The sequence below is a fragment of the Bradyrhizobium sp. Arg237L genome (assembly GCF_029990105.1).
Classification (GTDB): Bacteria; Pseudomonadota; Alphaproteobacteria; order Rhizobiales; family Xanthobacteraceae; genus Bradyrhizobium.
Map to the genome: position 1 here is coordinate 26,750 of NZ_JAQMIL010000032.1, position 16,488 is coordinate 43,237.

Here is a 16,488-nt window from a genome sequence, read left to right on the forward strand (position 1 = left end):
GCCTCGCTCGCAATGGTGGGCACGCTGCGCTTTGCCCACCCTACGCATTGTCCAGGGCGATGAACTTGAAGGCTTCCCCCTCGCGCTTGATGTGACCAGCGTTGAAATGGCCGCCGATCACCAGCGTCGGCGTGTCGGCAAAGCGGGAGAACAATTCGCGCCGCGTCACCGCCGATTGCTTGTGGTCCGAATCCGCCGTCGAGGACCAGTCCGGATGGGCCATCTGGCAGGGATGGTGGGCGACGTCGCCGGTGAGCAGCGCTTCCTCGCCGTCGGAGCGGATGTGGATGCTCATATGGCCCGGGCTGTGGCCGGGCGTCGGGATCAGCGTGATCTCCTCCGTCAGGCGGTGGTCGGAAGGCACGAGATCGGCCTTGTCGGCATCCGCGATCGGCTTCACGGAATCCGTGAATACCGCGATGTTGTCGGGCGATTTGCCGTTGTCGCGCCAATGCTCGAATTCCGTTCGGCCGAACACGTAGCGGGCATTGGGAAAGGTCGGCACCCATGCGCCGTCGACGAGTTTCGTGTTCCAGCCGACATGGTCGACATGCAGGTGCGTGCACAGCACGGTGTCGATGCTATCGGGGGGAAAGCCCGCCCCGGTCAGCGTCTCCAGGAAGGGATGCTTGCGGTTGTTCCAGCTCGGCACGTTGCGGCCCTGCTTGTCATTGCCGAGCCCGGTGTCGACGATGATCCGCCGTGTCGGCGTCTCCACCAGCAGCGAATGGATCGACATTTTCAGCCGGCCTTCGTCGGTGGCAAAATGCGGTATGAGCCAGGGCAGCTTCTGGACTTCTTCGTTGGTCGCGAGCGGCAGGATGAAACGGGTGTGCCCGACCGTCTCCAATTCGACGACCTTCGTGATCTTGACCCTGCCTACTTTCCATTCCATCCCACCGCTTCCTTCTTTTGAGCATGATCTTTTCGGAAGATCGGTACCCACTTTTCCCGATCACGCTCTCCCAATCAGGCTCTAACGAGCGCAATCAACGATAACGGTGCCGAGCTTGTCTCCCTTCTCGACCGCGAGGTGAGCCTGTGCCGTCTCCGACAGCGCAAACTGGCCGGCGATGTTGTGAAGGCGCGGTCCGGCGGCAAGCCATTTCGTGATGTCGGCTTGAGCTGCGGCGAGCAACGGCGGCGGCAGTGCGAACAGCACCAGCGCGCGCAAGGCGATGCACTTCTCCATCAATTCGCGCATCGGCACGACGGGGTTGCGGTTGCCGTTGGTGGCGTAGACGGCGATCGTGGAATTGACCGCCATCAGCTTCAGCGTAGCAGCGAGATTGCCGCCGAAATCGACATCGACCACGCGGTCGACGCCGCGTTGATGGGTGAATGCCATCGCCTTCGCAACGACATCTTCCTCTTTGTAGTTGATCACGAGATCGGCGCCCGCGCGCCGCGCCTGCTCGGCCTTGTGTGATGAGCTGACGGTTGCGATCACCTCGGCGCCGCCCCATTTCGCCAGTTGCACGGCATAATGGCCGACCGCGCCGGCGCCGCCGGTGACCAGCACCGTCTTGCCCACGATCGGCCCGTCCGCAAACAGGCCACACCACGCGGTCATGCCGGGGTCGAATGAGAGATGATCCGGCAGCGGCGTCACCAGGTGCTCGGCGAGGGTGATATATTCCGCGGCGGTGCCAAAGGCGCGGCCGTTGCGCTGGCCGTTGAACAGCCAGACCCGGTCACCGACCTTGAACCGCTTCACGCCGTCGCCGACCTGGTCGATGATCCCGGCGCCATCGCTGTTCGGGATCACGCGTGGATATTCCATCGCCCGATAATTGCCGCCGCGGCGGCCGACATCGGCGGGATTGACGCCGGAGGCCTCCAGGCGGATTCGCACCTCGCCTGCAGCCGCCACCGGCGCCGGCATCTCGCCGAAGGTCAGGACCTTTGCCGCCGGCCCTGTCCGCTCGTACCAGACCGCTCTCACAGCGTGACCATCTTCACAGCGTGCCCGGGAAGGCGCCGCCGTCGAGCAGGATGTTCTGGCCGGTGATGAAGCCGGCCCTGGCGCCGCACAGGAACGCGCAGGCGTAGCCGAACTCCTCGGGATCGCCGAAGCGGCCGGCGGGATTGAGCTTGGCGCGCTCGGCCAGCACTTGCTGGGGGGTGATGCCGCGCTTCTCGGCTTCCGGTTTCGCGGTGCCGAGCAGGCGATCGGTCTCGAACGGCCCCGGCAGCAGCGCATTGATGGTGACGTTGTTGATGACGGTCTTGCGCGAGAGGCCCGCGACGAAGCCGGTAAGGCCGGCGCGCGCACCGTTGGAAAGTCCCAAAATCTCGATCGGCGCCTTCACCGCGGCGGAGGTGATGTTGACGATGCGGCCGAATTTCCGTGCCATCATGCCGTCGACGGTGGCCTTGATCAGCTCGATCGGGGTCAGCATGTTGGCGTCGATCGCCTTGATCCAGTCGTCGCGGGTCCAGTTGCGGAAATCGCCGGGCGGCGGACCGCCGGCATTGTTGATCAGGATGTCCGGTTCCGGGCAGGCCTTCAGCACAGCCTCGCGGCCCGCGGGCGTCGTGATGTCGCCGACGATCTCAGTGACGGTGACGTCGGGATGCGCTTTGCGAATCTCGTCGGCGGTCTTCTTCAGCGCTTCCGCGCCGCGCGCCGTCAAGGTGACATGGACGCCCTCATTGGCGAGCGCGATGGCGCAGGCGCGGCCCAGACCCTTGCTCGAGGCGCAGACGATGGCGCGGCGCCCTTTGATCTCAAGATCCACTGTTTCACTCCCGTGATGTCAGGTGGTTTCTAAAATGTTCGATGGGACCACTTTAGCCAACGCCGCGCGGCCTGATAAGTCCTCCGGCGTTGCGCCTGCCGAAATCGTAGGTATCAATGCGCGCATATCAGGTTCTAGGAAACGTACCCATGTCCGATCTGTTCGATGTCAGCCAGGAAACCATCTTGATCACCGGCGCAAGCCAGGGGCTGGGGCGGCAATTCGCCCGCGTCCTTTCCGCGCATGGCGCCGCCGTCGTCCTGGCCGCACGGCAGACCGGCAAGCTGAAGAGCCTGGAGGAGGAGATCAGGGGCAAGGGCGGCCGCGCGAGCGCGGTGCAGATGGACGTCACCGACATCGGTAGCATCGGCAAGGCGCTGGATGCCGCGGAAGCCGCATTCGGTCCGGTCAGCGTGCTGATCAACAATGCCGGCATCGCCATCGAGAAATTGTCGACCGAGCAGACCGAGGCGGATTGGGACGCCGTGATCAATGCCAATCTCAAGGGTGCCTATTTTCTGGCGACCGAACTGGCGCGGCGGATGATGGCGCGCAAGCAGGAGGGCAACATCGTCAATATCGCCTCCGTGCTCGGCCTCGGCGTGATGAAATTCCTCTCGCCCTACACGGTCTCGAAGGCCGGCATCATCCAGGCCACCAAGGTGATGGCGCTGGAGCTCGCCGGCAACAACATCCGCATCAACGCGCTGGCGCCCGGCTATATCGACACCGAGATGAACCACGATTTCTGGGCGACGCCGGCCGGCGAGAAACTGACAAAACGGATTCCGCAGCGCCGGGTCGGCGCCGAATCCGACCTCGACGGCGCGATCCTGCTGCTGGCCTCAAAAGCCTCGCGCTACATGACCGGCACTGTGGTGACGGTCGACGGCGGGTTCTTGCTGAACTGAGCCATCACCCCGCCGTCCCCTGATTCTCTTGGTCCAAGGCTCCAGTTTTGCGGCCTTTTCGGCAAGGGAGGTTCCAAACGCCCGATTCGCGCACGAATCCTGTTAATTTGGCCGTCACAAAACCTCAAAAAACCTGTGCCGAAGGGCTTTCCAAAGCGGATCAGCATTGATACATACGCCTCGCGCCCGGTTGCCCTCGGCCCCGGGTCGCCTTCTCAGGAAGTTTTCGAACGGATCGAGCGGCGCCCTTCCAAGCGTTGTCCGCTTCACGTTCGGCCTCTCTCCATGCAAGGCGGAATTCAGTTTAACGCGGGGTGGAGCAGCCCGGTAGCTCGTCAGGCTCATAACCTGAAGGTCATAGGTTCAAATCCTATCCCCGCAACCAAGTTGGTAGAAAGCCCCGGCAATCTCAGTTGATTGCTGGGGCTTTCTTTTGATGACCCGAATAGCGTCGCAGTCGGAAGCTTCTTCGATGCACGGGTAGACGTCGCGCGTGAACGGTCAGCCATTAAAGCAGATGAACGGGAGCCGCTTTCATCCGCGGTTCGACAACATGCTCCTGAGGATTTCCTCGATCGAATGTGGCGAAATGCCAAGCTCGGCAAATCCGGGCATCTCTGGTGATGACACGGTGTCGATCTGCATCAGCTCCACCTGATTACGAGTAAGGGGCGGGTCAGGGAGCATTTCGGCGGCCCATGCCAGCGCGTGCCAAACCACAAACGGGACTGGAATCAGGAGAGGTGCGAGGCCGGCTTGGTGGGCGATCGCTCTGAGCAATTGCTCGTAAGAGTAGGCGGTCGGGCCGCCGAACTCAAAAACCGTCGGGTGGGTCTCGGCTCGCTCCACGAGCCGGGCAACCGCGTCCGCAACATCTTCCACATAGGCCGGTTGCAATCTGGTCCGGCCGCGGCCGAACATCGGATAGATCGGAAACTGGCGAAGAAGCTTGAGGATAGTGCTGAGAAACGCGTCGTCCGGTCCGAACATCACGGCTGGACGGACGAGAACTGCATCGGGGAATTCAGCGCGGACCGCCCGCTCGCCTTCGCCGCGCTTTCGGACATAGCGGGATGGCGAGGCGGCGTCGGCGCCGATCCCCGAAACATGAACAAGCCGTTTGACTCCAGCCCGGCGGGCCTCGGCCGCTACCCGTTGCGCCGCCTCGACGTGAACGGAGTGAAACGTCTCCGATCCGCGCTCGCGATAAAGGCTGACCGCGTTTATCACGCCGTAGGCGCCGACCAGCGCATTCGCGACTGATCGCTCGTCGTGAATGTTGGCCTCTATAAATTGAAGTTGCTGCTTCTCGGGACCAGACTGCCTCTGTGCCCGGTCCGGATGCCTTGACCCGATCCGGACCGGAAATTCGTGACTGCACAGATGGCGAACGATGCGGTTGCCGAGGAAGCCGGTTCCGCCGAACACAGTGATAGCGCGGCCGTTCGTTGCTGCTCCGGCTAGCGTTCGTGGCTCCATGGGAAGAGCGAGGCCGGGAAATCTGCTGCGTAGCGATGACCTATCGGCGTGCGAGGCTCCTCCTGTGGGGGATTCGGGTCGGGCTCCACCACCTTCCGATAAAGATGCCAGGTGGCATGACCGAGCACCGGCAGCACGACAGCGAGACCGACGAAGAACGGCAGCGAACCGATCACCAGCAGTGCCGCAACAATCAGCCCCCATGCGGCCATCACAAATGGATTCTCCTTTACGGCCCGCAGCGACGTCCGGATGGCGTCTATCGCAGTGGCATGTCTGTCCAGCATCAACGGAAACGATACGACGCTGACGCACAGGGACACGACTGCGAACAGGAAGCCGACGCCGCAGCCTATGATGATGAGTGACCAGCCTTGTGGCGTCGTCAGCACGCGCGTTGCGAAATCAGGGATGCTTGCGGCCGGGGCATAGCCGAAGATGGTAACGTAGATCGCGTCCGCGGCGGCGATCCAGACCCCGAACAGGACGAGCAGGAGCACGCCGAGGCCGAGAATGGCGCCGAAGGACGGTGCGCTCAGCACATGCATCGCGTGCCAAGCTGCGGGTTCCTCGCCGCGCTCGCGGCGGCGGCTGAGCTCGTAGAGGCCGAGCGCGGCAAAAGGACCGATCAACGCAAAACCGGCCGCCAGCGGAAAGAGCAGCGGCAACACCGAATAGCCAAGGACCAGTCTGAACAGAACAAGACCGAGCACGGGATAAATTCCGCACAGGACGACAGCGTGAGTTGGTATCGCTTGGAAGTCTTCCCAGCCCAGGCGCAGCGCGTCGCGCAAGTCCGAAAGGCCGATCTTGCGAACGACATATGCGGTGGAGACGCCGAAGAATTGCAGGTGAGGTCTTGCAAAATACTGAGTGGCCATGGCTCCGGTCTCCTTGCTCGTGATCGCAGGGGGAACGGCGGAGCCTTCAACTCGCGCACATTCGCCTCATGCGCGGAAATCGCGATCGAGCCCGGCAAGCCAGATTCAGCGAGAAGGAGCTTTGCCGGGCGACACCAGTCGCGACTGGTGTACGAGCTTAAGGCGATGAGAGCAAGATAGCGCTCACGGGGGGGTGAATTGTGCGGTTGCACACTTCTCTCGCTGCACTGCACAGCACCGCACCGCCGGACGATCGGTATCGGCCGACAATTGCCGGTTTGCGTGGCGTCGGCAACGCGAGGGACCAAGGCGCGGCGTCCTCCACTATTGACGCCCGGCTCGACCCGTACCATCTTGATCCCAACGCCCCCAGCTCTGATGAGACTTGCGGTCGTGGCGTGCAGTCCGCGTCGCGACCAGTGGAATGGGCGAGGCAAGAGGCACGACGACAGCGGATGTAAAGTCCGCCATCGCGACAGACGTGAGCTCCGCCCTCCGGTTCGTATCCGCAGCCTTTTAGCGGCAAGGATGCATGAGGGATGGTTGTAGCAATCATACTGCTTTTGGTCGCGATCGCCTCGGTGGTGTTTCACCTCTTCAGCCCGTGGTGGTGGACGCCGCTTGCCTCGAACTGGGGCTACATCGACGACACCATCACCCTGACATTCTGGATCACCGGAGCGGTCTTCGTCGCCGTCGTCGCGTTCATGGCCTACTGCGTCTTCCGCTTTCGCCACAAGGAGGGAAGGCAGGCAGACTACAATCCCGAAAACAAGCGGCTCGAATGGTGGCTCAGCGTCGGGACAGGAATCGGCGTCGCGGCGATGTTGGCACCCGGACTGGTCGTCTGGCACCAGTTCGTGACCGTTCCGGCCGGTGCGACCGAGGTCGAGGTCATGGGACAGCAGTGGCAATGGAGCTACCGGCTTCCTGGAAAAGACGGCCGGCTTGGGACCTCCGATGCCCGCCTTGTCAGTGCCGACAATCCGATGGGGTTGAATCCCGACGATCCGAACGGAAAAGACGACATCGTTATTCAAAACGACGATCTGCACCTGGCGATCGGGAAGCCGGTGAAGGTGCTGCTCCGCTCAATCGATGTCCTGCATGATTTCTATGTGCCGGAGTTCCGGGCGAAGATGGACATGATACCGGGCTCGGTCACCTATTACTGGTTCACGCCCACCCGCACCGGAACGTTCGAGGTTCTCTGTGCCGAGCTCTGCGGTGCCGCGCACGCGCAAATGCGCAGCAAGGTCGTCGTCGAGGAAGAGAAAGAATATCACGCGTGGCTGGAGAAGCAGCGGACATTCGCCGAGTTGTCAGGCCAGCGCAACGTCGCGAAGGCGGCGTACAAGACAGGTAGCGAATAAGAATAGCGGCGAGGAGGCACGATCGATCGTGAGGCGAACTCCTCGCTGAACAGAAGACCAAGGAGGGTATTCCGATGGTCGATGTCCCGTTTGACACAATCGCAGGCATTCCGCCCGCTGAGGCGCCTGACGTCGAGCTCTATCATCCGAAGAGCTGGTGGACGAGGTACGTTTTCTCGCAGGACGCCAAGGTTATCGCCATCCAGTACTCGATTACGGCGATGTCGATCGGAATGGTCGCGCTGGTGCTGTCGTGGCTGATGCGACTGCAACTGGGATTTCCCGGCACGTTCTCCTTCATCGATGCCAACCAATATCTCCAGTTCATCACCATGCACGGCATGATCATGGTGATCTACCTGCTCACCGCGTTGTTTCTTGGTGGCTTCGGCAACTACCTTATCCCGCTCATGGTCGGCGCCCGGGACATGGTGTTCCCCTATGTGAACATGCTGAGCTATTGGGTATACCTGCTCGCGGTCCTGGTGCTGGCCTCGACCTTTTTCGTGCCTGGCGGGCCAACCGGCGCCGGCTGGACGCTCTATCCACCGCAGGCGATTCTCTCCGGCACCCCCGGGCAGGATTGGGGCATCATTCTGATGCTGGCCTCGCTGATCCTGTTCATCATCGGCTTTACGATGGGCGGGCTCAATTATGTGGTGACGGTGCTGCAGGCGCGCACGCGCGGCATGACGTTGATGCGGTTGCCCTTGACGGTGTGGGGCATTTTCACGGCTACCGTCATGGCACTGCTGGCCTTCCCGGCGCTGCTGGTCGCCTCGGTGATGCTGCTGCTTGACCGCCTCCTGGGGACCAGTTTCTTCATGCCGACACTGGTCGAGATGGGCGAGCTGACGAAGTATGGCGGCGGCAGCCCAATCCTGTTCCAGCACCTCTTCTGGTTCTTCGGCCATCCCGAAGTCTATATCGTCGCCTTGCCGGCCTTCGGCATTATATCCGATCTGATCAGCACCCACGCGCGGAAGAACATCTTCGGCTATCGCATGATGGTCTGGGCCATCGTGGCAATCGGCGCGCTCAGCTTCGTCGTATGGGCGCACCACATGTATGTGAGCGGCATGAACCCGTATTTCGGGTTCTTCTTCGCCACCACGACGCTCATCATTGCCATCCCGACCGCGATCAAGGTTTACAACTGGGTGCTGACCCTCTGGCGCGGCGATATTCATCTCACCATCCCGATGCTGTTCGCGCTTGCGTTCATCATCACGTTCGTAAATGGCGGGCTGACCGGCCTGTTTCTCGGCAACGTGGTCGTGGACGTTCCGCTGTCGGACACGATGTTTGTTGTCGCCCACTTTCACATGGTGATGGGCATTGCACCGATCATGGCCGTGTTTGGCGGGATCTACCATTGGTATCCGAAAGTCACGGGACGAATGCTCAATGAGGCGCTCGGACGATTCCACTTCTGGGTCACGTTCCTCGGAGCCTACGCGGTTTTCTTCCCGATGCACTATCTGGGCCTTTTGGGCGTGCCTCGCCGCTATCACGATATTGGCGAAACGGCCTTCATCCCGGCATCCGCCCATGACCTCAATGCGTTCATGAGCGTGGCCGCCCTGATTGTCGGCTTTGCCCAGCTTGTCTTCATATTCAATCTGATCTGGAGCCTGTTCAAAGGGAAAGAGGCGGGCGGCAATCCCTGGGGAGCCGCGTCGCTGGAATGGCAGACACCAGAGACCCCGCCGGGGCATGGCAACTGGGGCAAGGAGCTCCCGATCGTCTATCGCTGGGCCTACGATTACAGCGTACCCGGCGCCGGCAGGGACTTCGTGCCGCAAAATGAACCGCCGGCCAGACTGTCGGCGCAGGGGGCCCATCCGTGAGCGTCATTGTCCTGTTCATGGTTGGAATCGCCGCAATTGCGGGATGGTGGCTCTCGCAGCAACGGCTGACAGCCAAACCCTGGCTGGAGGAGGGAGTGAGCGTCGATCTTCGCGAGGAGAGCACATCATCACCGCAAGCGGCGAAGATCGGATTGGGGGTGTTTCTCGCGGTCGTCGGCTCGCTGTTCGCGCTCTTCATCAGCGCTTACTCCATGCGCATGAACATGGTGGACTGGCGGACGCTGCCAGTGCCAGCGCTGCTGTGGTTCAACACGGGCGTGCTGGTGTTGAGCAGCGTTGCGCTGCAATGGGCGTACATCGCCGCCCGCCGTGACGACATGGACGGCATCATTCTCGGCCTGCTCAGTGGGGGAGCATTCGCCGTTACATTCCTGGTTGGACAGCTTCTGGCGTGGCGACAGTTGAATGCCGCTGGGTATTTCGTCGCGTCCAACCCAGCCAATTCTTTCTTCTACCTGATCACCGCGGCGCACGGGCTGCATGTGATGGGCGGTCTCGTGGCGCTCGGCAGAACGGCCGCCAAGTTATGGCGTGGCGCTGAGGTTAAGCAGGTGCGCGCGAGCGTGGAACTCTGCGCCATCTATTGGCATTTCCTGCTGCTGGTCTGGCTGGTCTTGCTCGGTCTGCTGACGGGCTGGACAGACAATTTCGTCGACATCTGTCGCCAGTTGCTCAGCTAGGGAGGCAGGGACCGATGGCAGAGACTGCACTGACAAACGTTGGAGCATCGCCTGCGCGGCTCCCGGGCTTGCGAGGGATCGTTGCCGACTGGTCTTCGGATCAGCGCGCTTTCAAGAATGTCTCCTGGGGGAAGGCCATGATGTGGATCTTCCTCCTGAGCGACACCTTCATCTTCAGTTGTTTCCTGCTGTCATACATGACGGCGCGAATGTCCACGACGGTGCCGTGGCCCAACCCCAGCGAAGTCTTTGCTCTCAATATCGGCGGTCAGCACATACCGCTCATTCTGATCGCTATCATGACCTTCATCCTGATCAGCAGCAGCGGCACCATGGCGATGGCGGTCAATTTCGGTTACCGCCGGGATCGGATCAGAACTGCAGCCTTGATGCTGGCCACCGCCGCATTCGGCGCAACGTTCGTCGGAATGCAGGCTTTCGAATGGACCAAGCTGATCATGGAAGGCGTCAGGCCCTGGGGCAATCCGTGGGGCGCGGCGCAGTTCGGGGCCAGCTTCTTCATGATAACCGGCTTCCACGGAACCCACGTGACCATTGGCGTGATTTTCCTGATCGCCATCGCACGCAAGGTCTTGCGGGGAGACTTCGACGTCGAAAGGCGTGGCTTTTTCACGAGCCGGAAGGGGCATTACGAGATCGTCGAAATCACCGGCCTGTACTGGCACTTCGTCGATCTTGTGTGGGTGTTCATCTTTGCCCTTTTTTATCTTTGGTGAGGTTGGCGCATGACAGAAGCCGCGATACATGTGGAAGGCCAGCAACCTTCGCTGCACGTTCACGCCCATGAGGCCCATGCGCCGGGAGCCACGCAAGCAAAGGGCCAGCAACACCCGATCAAGCTCTATCTCATGGTCTGGGGATGGCTGTTCGTCCTTAGTACCTGCTCCTATCTCGTCGACTACTTTGGCATCCACGGCCATCTCAGATGGTCGCTGATTCTGCTGTTCATGGTTTTGAAGGCCGGTCTGATCGTCGCCGTCTTCATGCACATGGCCTGGGAGCGGTTGGCCTTGGCCTATGCCATCCTGCTTCCGCCGGTGCTGGTGTTGGTATTCGTGGCGATCATGGTGTTCGAATCCGACTACACGCATCTGCTCCGGGTCGTATTCTTCACTCCGACGGCGTAGCTCCCGTTGCCTCGCGGCGAAGGAGAACGGCAATGACGAAAGACACTGTAGCAGTACAAGAGTGGAGATATTGGGATGCAGTTCACCGTTGGGTTTAAGCTAAGGGGAAAGACAGACCATGTCGTCCTCGACGGACAAGACGCGCTCGTCGCCGCGCTGAAGGTGAAGGCGGAGCTTCCGGAAGCAGTCATCATGTACGTACGCCCACAAAATCGGCGTGGCGACACGCGTCATCCGTCACGTGCGCTCGCCGAAGACGTTCTTCGATGAGAGTCCGGCGGACCCTTGCGCCTCCCCGCAGCCAGCCTTCTCCAGCGATTTCGAAAAATTTAGCCCGCCTCTGTCAGGCCTTTCGATGTCCAGCGTCCCCCGGGCGATGACGGCGTACCTTCGCATAGGTCACGTCACGCCGTATCCTCGACGACGGAGCGGAACGCGTTGAGGAGATCGCCGTCGAGTTTGTTTCCCATGTCCCGCATGATGCCGAAGGCCTGCATTGGCGCCAGCGATTGCCGGTAGGGTCGATCTTCCACCAGTGCAGAAAAAATATCGGCAATCGTGATGACGCGTACGAGATCTGCAATCTGCCCGGCGCGAAGCTGATCCGGATAGCCCGATCCATCGAGCAGTTCATGGTGATGAAGCACGCAATCAAGGATCTCGACCGGAAAGCCGCCTTGTTGCGTGAGCAGGTCATATCCGTATCGGGGATGCTGTCTTATCTGCTCCATCTCATGGTCAGTCAATTTTCCCGGCTTGTCGAGGATATCGAGTGGAACGAACGATTTTCCAACATCGTGCAACAGCGCAGCGTGCGCGATGCGTTGTTGGTCCTTGGGGCGCATCTTCAGCTTCTGCGCGAACGCGACGGCGAAGCCGGTGACGAGCAGGCTGTGCCTGTAGGTGCCGCCATGATGCCTCCGCACGGTTTCCATCCAGGGACCAATTCCCCAGACATCGAGCGCCTCCAGGATGAGCGGAGTGTTGGCTTCGAGAGTTTCGAATGGAAGTGAGCTCTCGTTGTGCGGCGCCTCGATTGTCTGCGCGAGCGCACGATGAGCGGCGGAAACGCCCCGCAACACGATCTTGTTGTGCGATGGTGTTTCCGACTTGGCGCGCGCGTGATGTATTGGAGAAAATACCTGCAGAACTTCATCTGCATCGAACGGATGGTAGATGTAGTTGCGTACGCCGAACGTCTCTGCGTGGCGCATCTTTTCGGCAAGCGCGCGTTCTCCGATGCTCTTGTCGATAACAAGGAGGCTGGGCAGCGAACGTGCAAGAATTGCCTGGCGAGTGGGTTGAAGCGCTCGAACCACCTGCGTTGACGAAAGATCAACGTCAAGAACGACGCAAGAAGCGAAATTATCGATGACAAGAGGGTCAATCGCCGGCGGCAGCAAATGGACGTCGCAGGTTCGACTGAGTATGGATGCCAGCGGTCTTGTCCGTTCCGGCGTCTCAGTTATGAGGGCGATATGAAGTTGTCGGACTGTCGTGGCTGCCTCGATCATGCGATTCACTTTCCTGGCGGTCTCGCCTGTTCGTAAATTATCGCGGCTGTCTTTTGGTGCGTCGTTACCTGCGCGAGCAACGGGGAGGCACGGCGCTTGCAGTGTTGCGAACATCCACCTCGTTCCTCCTGCTGCCGCCATCATTCGTTTGATGGCTTGTCGACTCGAGATGACAGAGAGAGTCGCGTCCCTGTCCAAGCTGCATCCGCTCGCTTGTGATCGTGATGTTGCCAACATTTCCCGGGTTGTCGGCGGACGTAAGCAGGAGCGCTGTTCACGCCAGCTGCCACGTATCTTCATGCGTATGCAGCGTTGCTGAATGAGATGTTACCGACGCGCGGGCAATTCGCCTTTTGGCCATATCTCGCGCGAATTGGATAGCCACCGTTAAAATTGACGCCGTGTGGCACCGCGTTGCTTAACCGGAGAATTTCAGTTAATCGCGAAACAATTACTGTGTGGCCTGCTTGGAAATATGAGTTCGTTTTCGCGTGTTGCTTCCCAAGATAAGCGTGGGGTTGGTTTCGATACGTATCTAGACTGTCTCTCGATATTCTTGCCGGACGTTTCGGCGGAGCCGGAGAAGGCCGGGCGGCAATTTTCGTGGCGAGCCAGCTTCGCTGCGGTCAACGGCCTGACCTGCTGGCGGGTGCAGGGTAGCCATGGCTACGAAATAACACTCAATGACTCAGCGGAGACCTTGCATGTCTCGCAGCCTGTCATTGGCGCTGTTGCTGCAATTGGCAGGTACGGTGCCTGCCGAGCGCTCCCAGGATCTCTATTTACACATCTGACAGACGTGCCAAGCCGAATCTCCACCAAGGGGGCTCATGCAATGAGAGCGTTACGGTTCGAACGCCCGGAATTGATGCAGGCCCTTTCCACATTCGATGAAAAGCTCTCTATTAAGGACCTCACGCCTCTGATGCTCCATCATCTGACGGAGACGACGACGCAATCGCTTTATCACTCCGCGCAAGCGGTCGTGTCCGCCGTTCTTGATGAGGATCTTCAGGGGCGCTCTCCTATCGCGATGGCGCTGCTGAGCGAATCCTTGCTCTTGCTGGTGCTCGAGAGACTGACATCAGGCAAATTGCGGGAACCGTCTGAACCAACCATGCGCCACCTTCGGCGGGCGGTCGATTACATGCATTCCAACATTCATCAACCCTTTACCATGAGCGACGCCGCAGCCGCAGCAGGTATCAGCGTACGGACGTTGCAGACCGCTTTCCAGGCGCACTACGGTGCAACGCCGGTCGCCTACTTGCGTCGCATCAGGCTGGAAGCCGCACATCTGGAACTTACATCTGCGGACAACATTCTGCCTGTCTCCGAAGTCGCCCTGAAATGGGGCTTCATGCATATGGGACGCTTTGCGGAGATATATCGCAAGACCTACGGTCTTCTTCCATCCCAGCTTGCTGGACTGCGAAGGCGGAACGGCTGATCTGTGCCGGCCGTGGTATCTATCCGCATCGCGTCGGCGGTTGCTCCGTCTCCGCTTTCGATTTGAAGACAAGAACCGGAGTTTGGCTTGCTTCGGTCAAGCGTAAGCCTCGTTCAGATCACCACCCGACGTCGGTGATCGTCACGAGACACAAGGAGCCGTTCCAATGAGCAAGGAAGAAGATAACAAGGCCGTTGTCGGTCGCTGGTTCACGGAGTTCTGGGGCAAGGACGTCAATCTTGCGGTCATCGACGAGATCGCCGCGCCCGACATGCTGCTCAAATACTCGCTGCATGAGCCTCGCCGCGGCCGCGCCGATATCAAGGCGTTCATGACCGATTTCCGTGCTGCATTCCCCGATCTCAATTTCTGGGGCACGGCGGACCTGATCGCCGAGGGCGATTACGTCGTCGGCCAATGGGAAGGTGGCGGCACCCATAAGGGGCCGGCCTTCAACGACTTCCTGGTCGGCGGTTTGCCGGCTGCAACGGGCCGCAAGATGCATTTCACCGGCACTACGGTGCTGAAGGTGATCGACGGCAAGATCGTCGAGGAGATCGGTCTCGACGACGGCGTGACCGCGCTGACCCAGCTTGGGCTGCTGAAGGCTGCCTAGGCAGCTCACGCCCGGCCATCGAATAAGGTCCGCACGTCCGTGCGGACCTTATTCGCTTCTGGCCATCTAGGCTTAACTCGGCATCTGTGCTGCCCCCGGAACTCGTCAAGCCGGTGTTCCCCCGGTGATCCGGTTGCTGGCATACGCAATCGAATTCGAAAGCAAGGATCGGAGTGCATCAGACGGGAATTGGCGGCACCATCGTCCAACACCATATGAGAAAGAAGATGACTGCGACGCCCGCCAGCACCCCGAAGTCAACGCCCCCGTCGGTGGTGGATGATCCTCGATGGGCACGCATTGTCGCGCGCGACAAGACGGCCGATGGCCATCTCTGGTACTCGGTGGCAACGACCGGCGTCTATTGCCGGCCGTCCTGCCCTTCGCGCGTTCCCAACGCCAGGAACGTGCAGCTCCACGACAGCCTGGAAAGCGCCAGGGCGACAGGCTTCCGGCCTTGCCGGCGTTGCAATCCGGAAGGCCTTTCGACCGAAGCCGAGAACGCGGCCCTGGTGGCGAAAGTGTGCCGGATCATCGAGGAGAGCGAAGAAGAGCCTTCGCTGGAGCAACTGGCAGCGGCGATCGGCCGGAGTCCGAGCTATTTCCATCGCGTGTTCAAGGCCACGACCGGGTTGACACCGAAGGAATACGCCGCCGCCCACCGTGCCAGGAAGGTTCGCCAGGGATTGGTCTCGGGCAACTCCGTCACCGAGGCGATCTACGACGCCGGCTTCAATTCCAGCGGGCGCTTCTACGAGAAGTCGACGGACATGCTCGGCATGACGCCGTCGCAGTACCGTGCCGGGGGCACGAACGAGGAGATCAAGTTCGCGGTCGGGCAGACTTCTCTCGGCGCCATCCTCGTCGCCTCCAGCACCAAGGGCGTGGCTGCGATCCTCCTGGGCGACGATCCGGACGAACTCGTCCGCAATCTTCAGGATCGTTTCCCGAAAGCGCATCTCATTGGCGCCGATCGCGACTATGAGGCACTGGTTGCCCGGGTCGTCGGGTTTGTCGAGGCGCCGGGGATCGGCCTGAACCTTCCCCTCGACGTCCGCGGCACCGCCTTCCAGCAACGCGTGTGGCGGGCTCTGCAGGAGATTCCCGTCGGCGAAGCGGTTTCCTATACTGAAATCGCACAGCGTATCGGTTCCCCCAAGGCGGTGCGCGCGGTGGCCGGCGCCTGCGCGGCGAACAAGCTTGCCGTCGCCATTCCCTGCCATCGCGTCGTTCGGAAAGATGGCTCGCTCTCCGGTTATGCCTGGGGCGTCGAACGCAAGCGCGCTCTGCTCGACCGGGAGTGCTCGCAGGGTACATGAACAGCGCCGCCGCCTTGACCTCCAGAGGCACCTTCCGGCCAGTGTCTGCGAGTTTGAAAGCAATATTCGGAGTGCGCTGGTTGCGATCTCGTGCACTTACTCGATCATTCAGGTGGTCGATGCGTGCCTATTGAAGTCGCTGTTGATCGCCGACGCCGATCGATTGGCGGAAGGAACGCTTCAGACGATGTTTCCTCGGGGTGCATTCGACGCAAACACGAAACGCGAGAAGCGACGCCGCCGCAGGACAATGCCCGATGCGATCGCAGGTCTTGTTCACGCCGATCCGGCGAAGGTTCGCGTGATGGCCTATTTCCGCCGCCTCGTCGCTGACGGCCATGCAGAATGGCAGATGCTCGAGAACGGAGATATCCGGCTCCGCTTTCGCACCGGCGAGACCTATCTTCTCGCGAAGACGACGATCATCCGTATCACGTGAGCCGACCGAAATTCTGATGAGCTTGCTTTGCGCCAAGTGTCCAGCTCGTTCGCGTCGGCAGGCAGC

At 60.7% G+C, this 16,488-nt stretch carries 17 protein-coding genes and 1 tRNA gene; 11 read left to right on the top strand and 7 right to left on the bottom strand.

What is annotated here, in order from left to right; all coding sequences use genetic code 11:
- Positions 1-40 precede the first annotated feature (40 nt).
- The 3 genes from OZ411_RS20435 to OZ411_RS20445 all read right to left on the bottom strand — a co-directional run bounded on the left by OZ411_RS20435 (position 41) and on the right by OZ411_RS20445 (position 2,741).
- Positions 41-895 carry an MBL fold metallo-hydrolase gene (locus tag OZ411_RS20435; RefSeq protein ID WP_282529398.1) on the bottom strand — a complete coding sequence of 285 codons (855 nt, stop codon included), beginning with the start codon at positions 893-895 and terminating at the stop codon, positions 41-43.
- 81 nt (positions 896-976) lie between these two features.
- On the bottom strand, positions 977-1,945 hold the full coding sequence (locus OZ411_RS20440; RefSeq protein WP_282529399.1) for an NADPH:quinone reductase: 969 nt from the start codon (positions 1,943-1,945) through the stop codon (positions 977-979).
- Between the two features lie 13 nt (positions 1,946-1,958).
- On the bottom strand, positions 1,959-2,741 hold the full coding sequence (locus tag OZ411_RS20445; protein ID WP_282529400.1) for an SDR family oxidoreductase: 783 nt from the start codon (positions 2,739-2,741) through the stop codon (positions 1,959-1,961).
- Between the two features lie 149 nt (positions 2,742-2,890).
- Here OZ411_RS20445 and OZ411_RS20450 point away from each other — a divergent pair, with 149 nt between their 5' ends.
- Together OZ411_RS20450 and OZ411_RS20455 are read left to right on the top strand one after the other, a co-directional pair.
- Complete coding sequence (locus OZ411_RS20450) at positions 2,891-3,652, top strand: SDR family oxidoreductase (RefSeq protein WP_282529401.1); 762 nt, start codon at positions 2,891-2,893, stop codon at positions 3,650-3,652.
- Positions 3,653-3,960: 308 nt separating this feature from the next.
- Positions 3,961-4,037, top strand: a tRNA-Met gene (locus OZ411_RS20455).
- 149 nt (positions 4,038-4,186) lie between these two features.
- Here the strand turns inward: OZ411_RS20455 and OZ411_RS20460 are convergent.
- Both OZ411_RS20460 and OZ411_RS20465 read right to left on the bottom strand, forming a co-directional pair.
- Positions 4,187-5,080 carry a complex I NDUFA9 subunit family protein gene (locus OZ411_RS20460; protein ID WP_282529402.1) on the bottom strand — a complete coding sequence of 298 codons (894 nt, stop codon included), beginning with the start codon at positions 5,078-5,080 and terminating at the stop codon, positions 4,187-4,189.
- A 32-nt stretch (positions 5,081-5,112) separates the two neighbouring features.
- The gene (locus OZ411_RS20465; protein WP_130577933.1) at positions 5,113-6,012 is read right to left on the bottom strand and encodes a DUF2189 domain-containing protein; all 900 of its coding nucleotides are present in this window, start codon (positions 6,010-6,012) and stop codon (positions 5,113-5,115) included.
- Between the two features lie 539 nt (positions 6,013-6,551).
- Between OZ411_RS20465 and OZ411_RS20470 the strand changes: the two genes are divergently transcribed.
- The 6 genes from OZ411_RS20470 (at position 6,552) to OZ411_RS20495 (ending at position 11,354) form a co-directional block, all read left to right on the top strand.
- A complete protein-coding gene (locus tag OZ411_RS20470) occupies positions 6,552-7,385 on the top strand; it encodes a cytochrome c oxidase subunit II (protein WP_282529403.1) in 834 nt (277 codons plus the stop codon).
- A gap of 74 nt (positions 7,386-7,459) precedes the next feature.
- Positions 7,460-9,235: a cytochrome c oxidase subunit I gene (gene ctaD, locus OZ411_RS20475; RefSeq protein ID WP_282529404.1), complete on the top strand. Its 1,776-nt coding sequence runs from the start codon at positions 7,460-7,462 to the stop codon at positions 9,233-9,235.
- The gene (locus OZ411_RS20480) at positions 9,232-9,936 is read left to right on the top strand and encodes a cytochrome c oxidase subunit 3 (protein ID WP_282529405.1); all 705 of its coding nucleotides are present in this window, start codon (positions 9,232-9,234) and stop codon (positions 9,934-9,936) included. Before ctaD ends, OZ411_RS20480 begins: the two co-directional genes overlap by 4 nt.
- Before the next feature lie 14 nt (positions 9,937-9,950).
- Positions 9,951-10,673, top strand: coding sequence for a heme-copper oxidase subunit III family protein (locus OZ411_RS20485; RefSeq protein ID WP_282529454.1), 723 nt, complete (start codon positions 9,951-9,953; stop codon positions 10,671-10,673).
- A gap of 9 nt (positions 10,674-10,682) precedes the next feature.
- Positions 10,683-11,084, top strand: a complete 402-nt coding sequence (locus OZ411_RS20490) for a cytochrome C oxidase subunit IV family protein (protein ID WP_282529406.1) — start codon at positions 10,683-10,685, stop codon at positions 11,082-11,084.
- A 75-nt stretch (positions 11,085-11,159) separates the two neighbouring features.
- Positions 11,160-11,354: a hypothetical protein gene (locus tag OZ411_RS20495; RefSeq protein WP_130577907.1), complete on the top strand. Its 195-nt coding sequence runs from the start codon at positions 11,160-11,162 to the stop codon at positions 11,352-11,354.
- A 134-nt stretch (positions 11,355-11,488) separates the two neighbouring features.
- On the opposite strand, the gene OZ411_RS20500 is transcribed toward OZ411_RS20495, so the two are convergent.
- Positions 11,489-12,712 (bottom strand): HD domain-containing phosphohydrolase, encoded by a 1,224-nt coding sequence (locus OZ411_RS20500; protein ID WP_282529407.1) that lies wholly within the window; start codon positions 12,710-12,712, stop codon positions 11,489-11,491.
- A 361-nt stretch (positions 12,713-13,073) separates the two neighbouring features.
- On the opposite strand from OZ411_RS20500, the gene OZ411_RS20505 reads away from it, so the two are divergent.
- From OZ411_RS20505 to ada, 3 genes are all read left to right on the top strand, one after another.
- Positions 13,074-14,048, top strand: a complete 975-nt coding sequence (locus tag OZ411_RS20505) for a helix-turn-helix transcriptional regulator (RefSeq protein ID WP_282529408.1) — start codon at positions 13,074-13,076, stop codon at positions 14,046-14,048.
- 166 nt (positions 14,049-14,214) lie between these two features.
- The gene (locus OZ411_RS20510; protein WP_028163034.1) at positions 14,215-14,664 is read left to right on the top strand and encodes an ester cyclase; all 450 of its coding nucleotides are present in this window, start codon (positions 14,215-14,217) and stop codon (positions 14,662-14,664) included.
- Between the two features lie 227 nt (positions 14,665-14,891).
- Positions 14,892-15,983, top strand: coding sequence for a bifunctional DNA-binding transcriptional regulator/O6-methylguanine-DNA methyltransferase Ada (gene ada / locus OZ411_RS20515; protein ID WP_165421036.1), 1,092 nt, complete (start codon positions 14,892-14,894; stop codon positions 15,981-15,983).
- Positions 15,984-16,110: 127 nt separating this feature from the next.
- Here the strand turns inward: ada and OZ411_RS20520 are convergent, their stop codons facing one another.
- Positions 16,111-16,458 (bottom strand): hypothetical protein, encoded by a 348-nt coding sequence (locus OZ411_RS20520; protein WP_282529409.1) that lies wholly within the window; start codon positions 16,456-16,458, stop codon positions 16,111-16,113.
- Positions 16,459-16,488 lie beyond the last annotated feature (30 nt).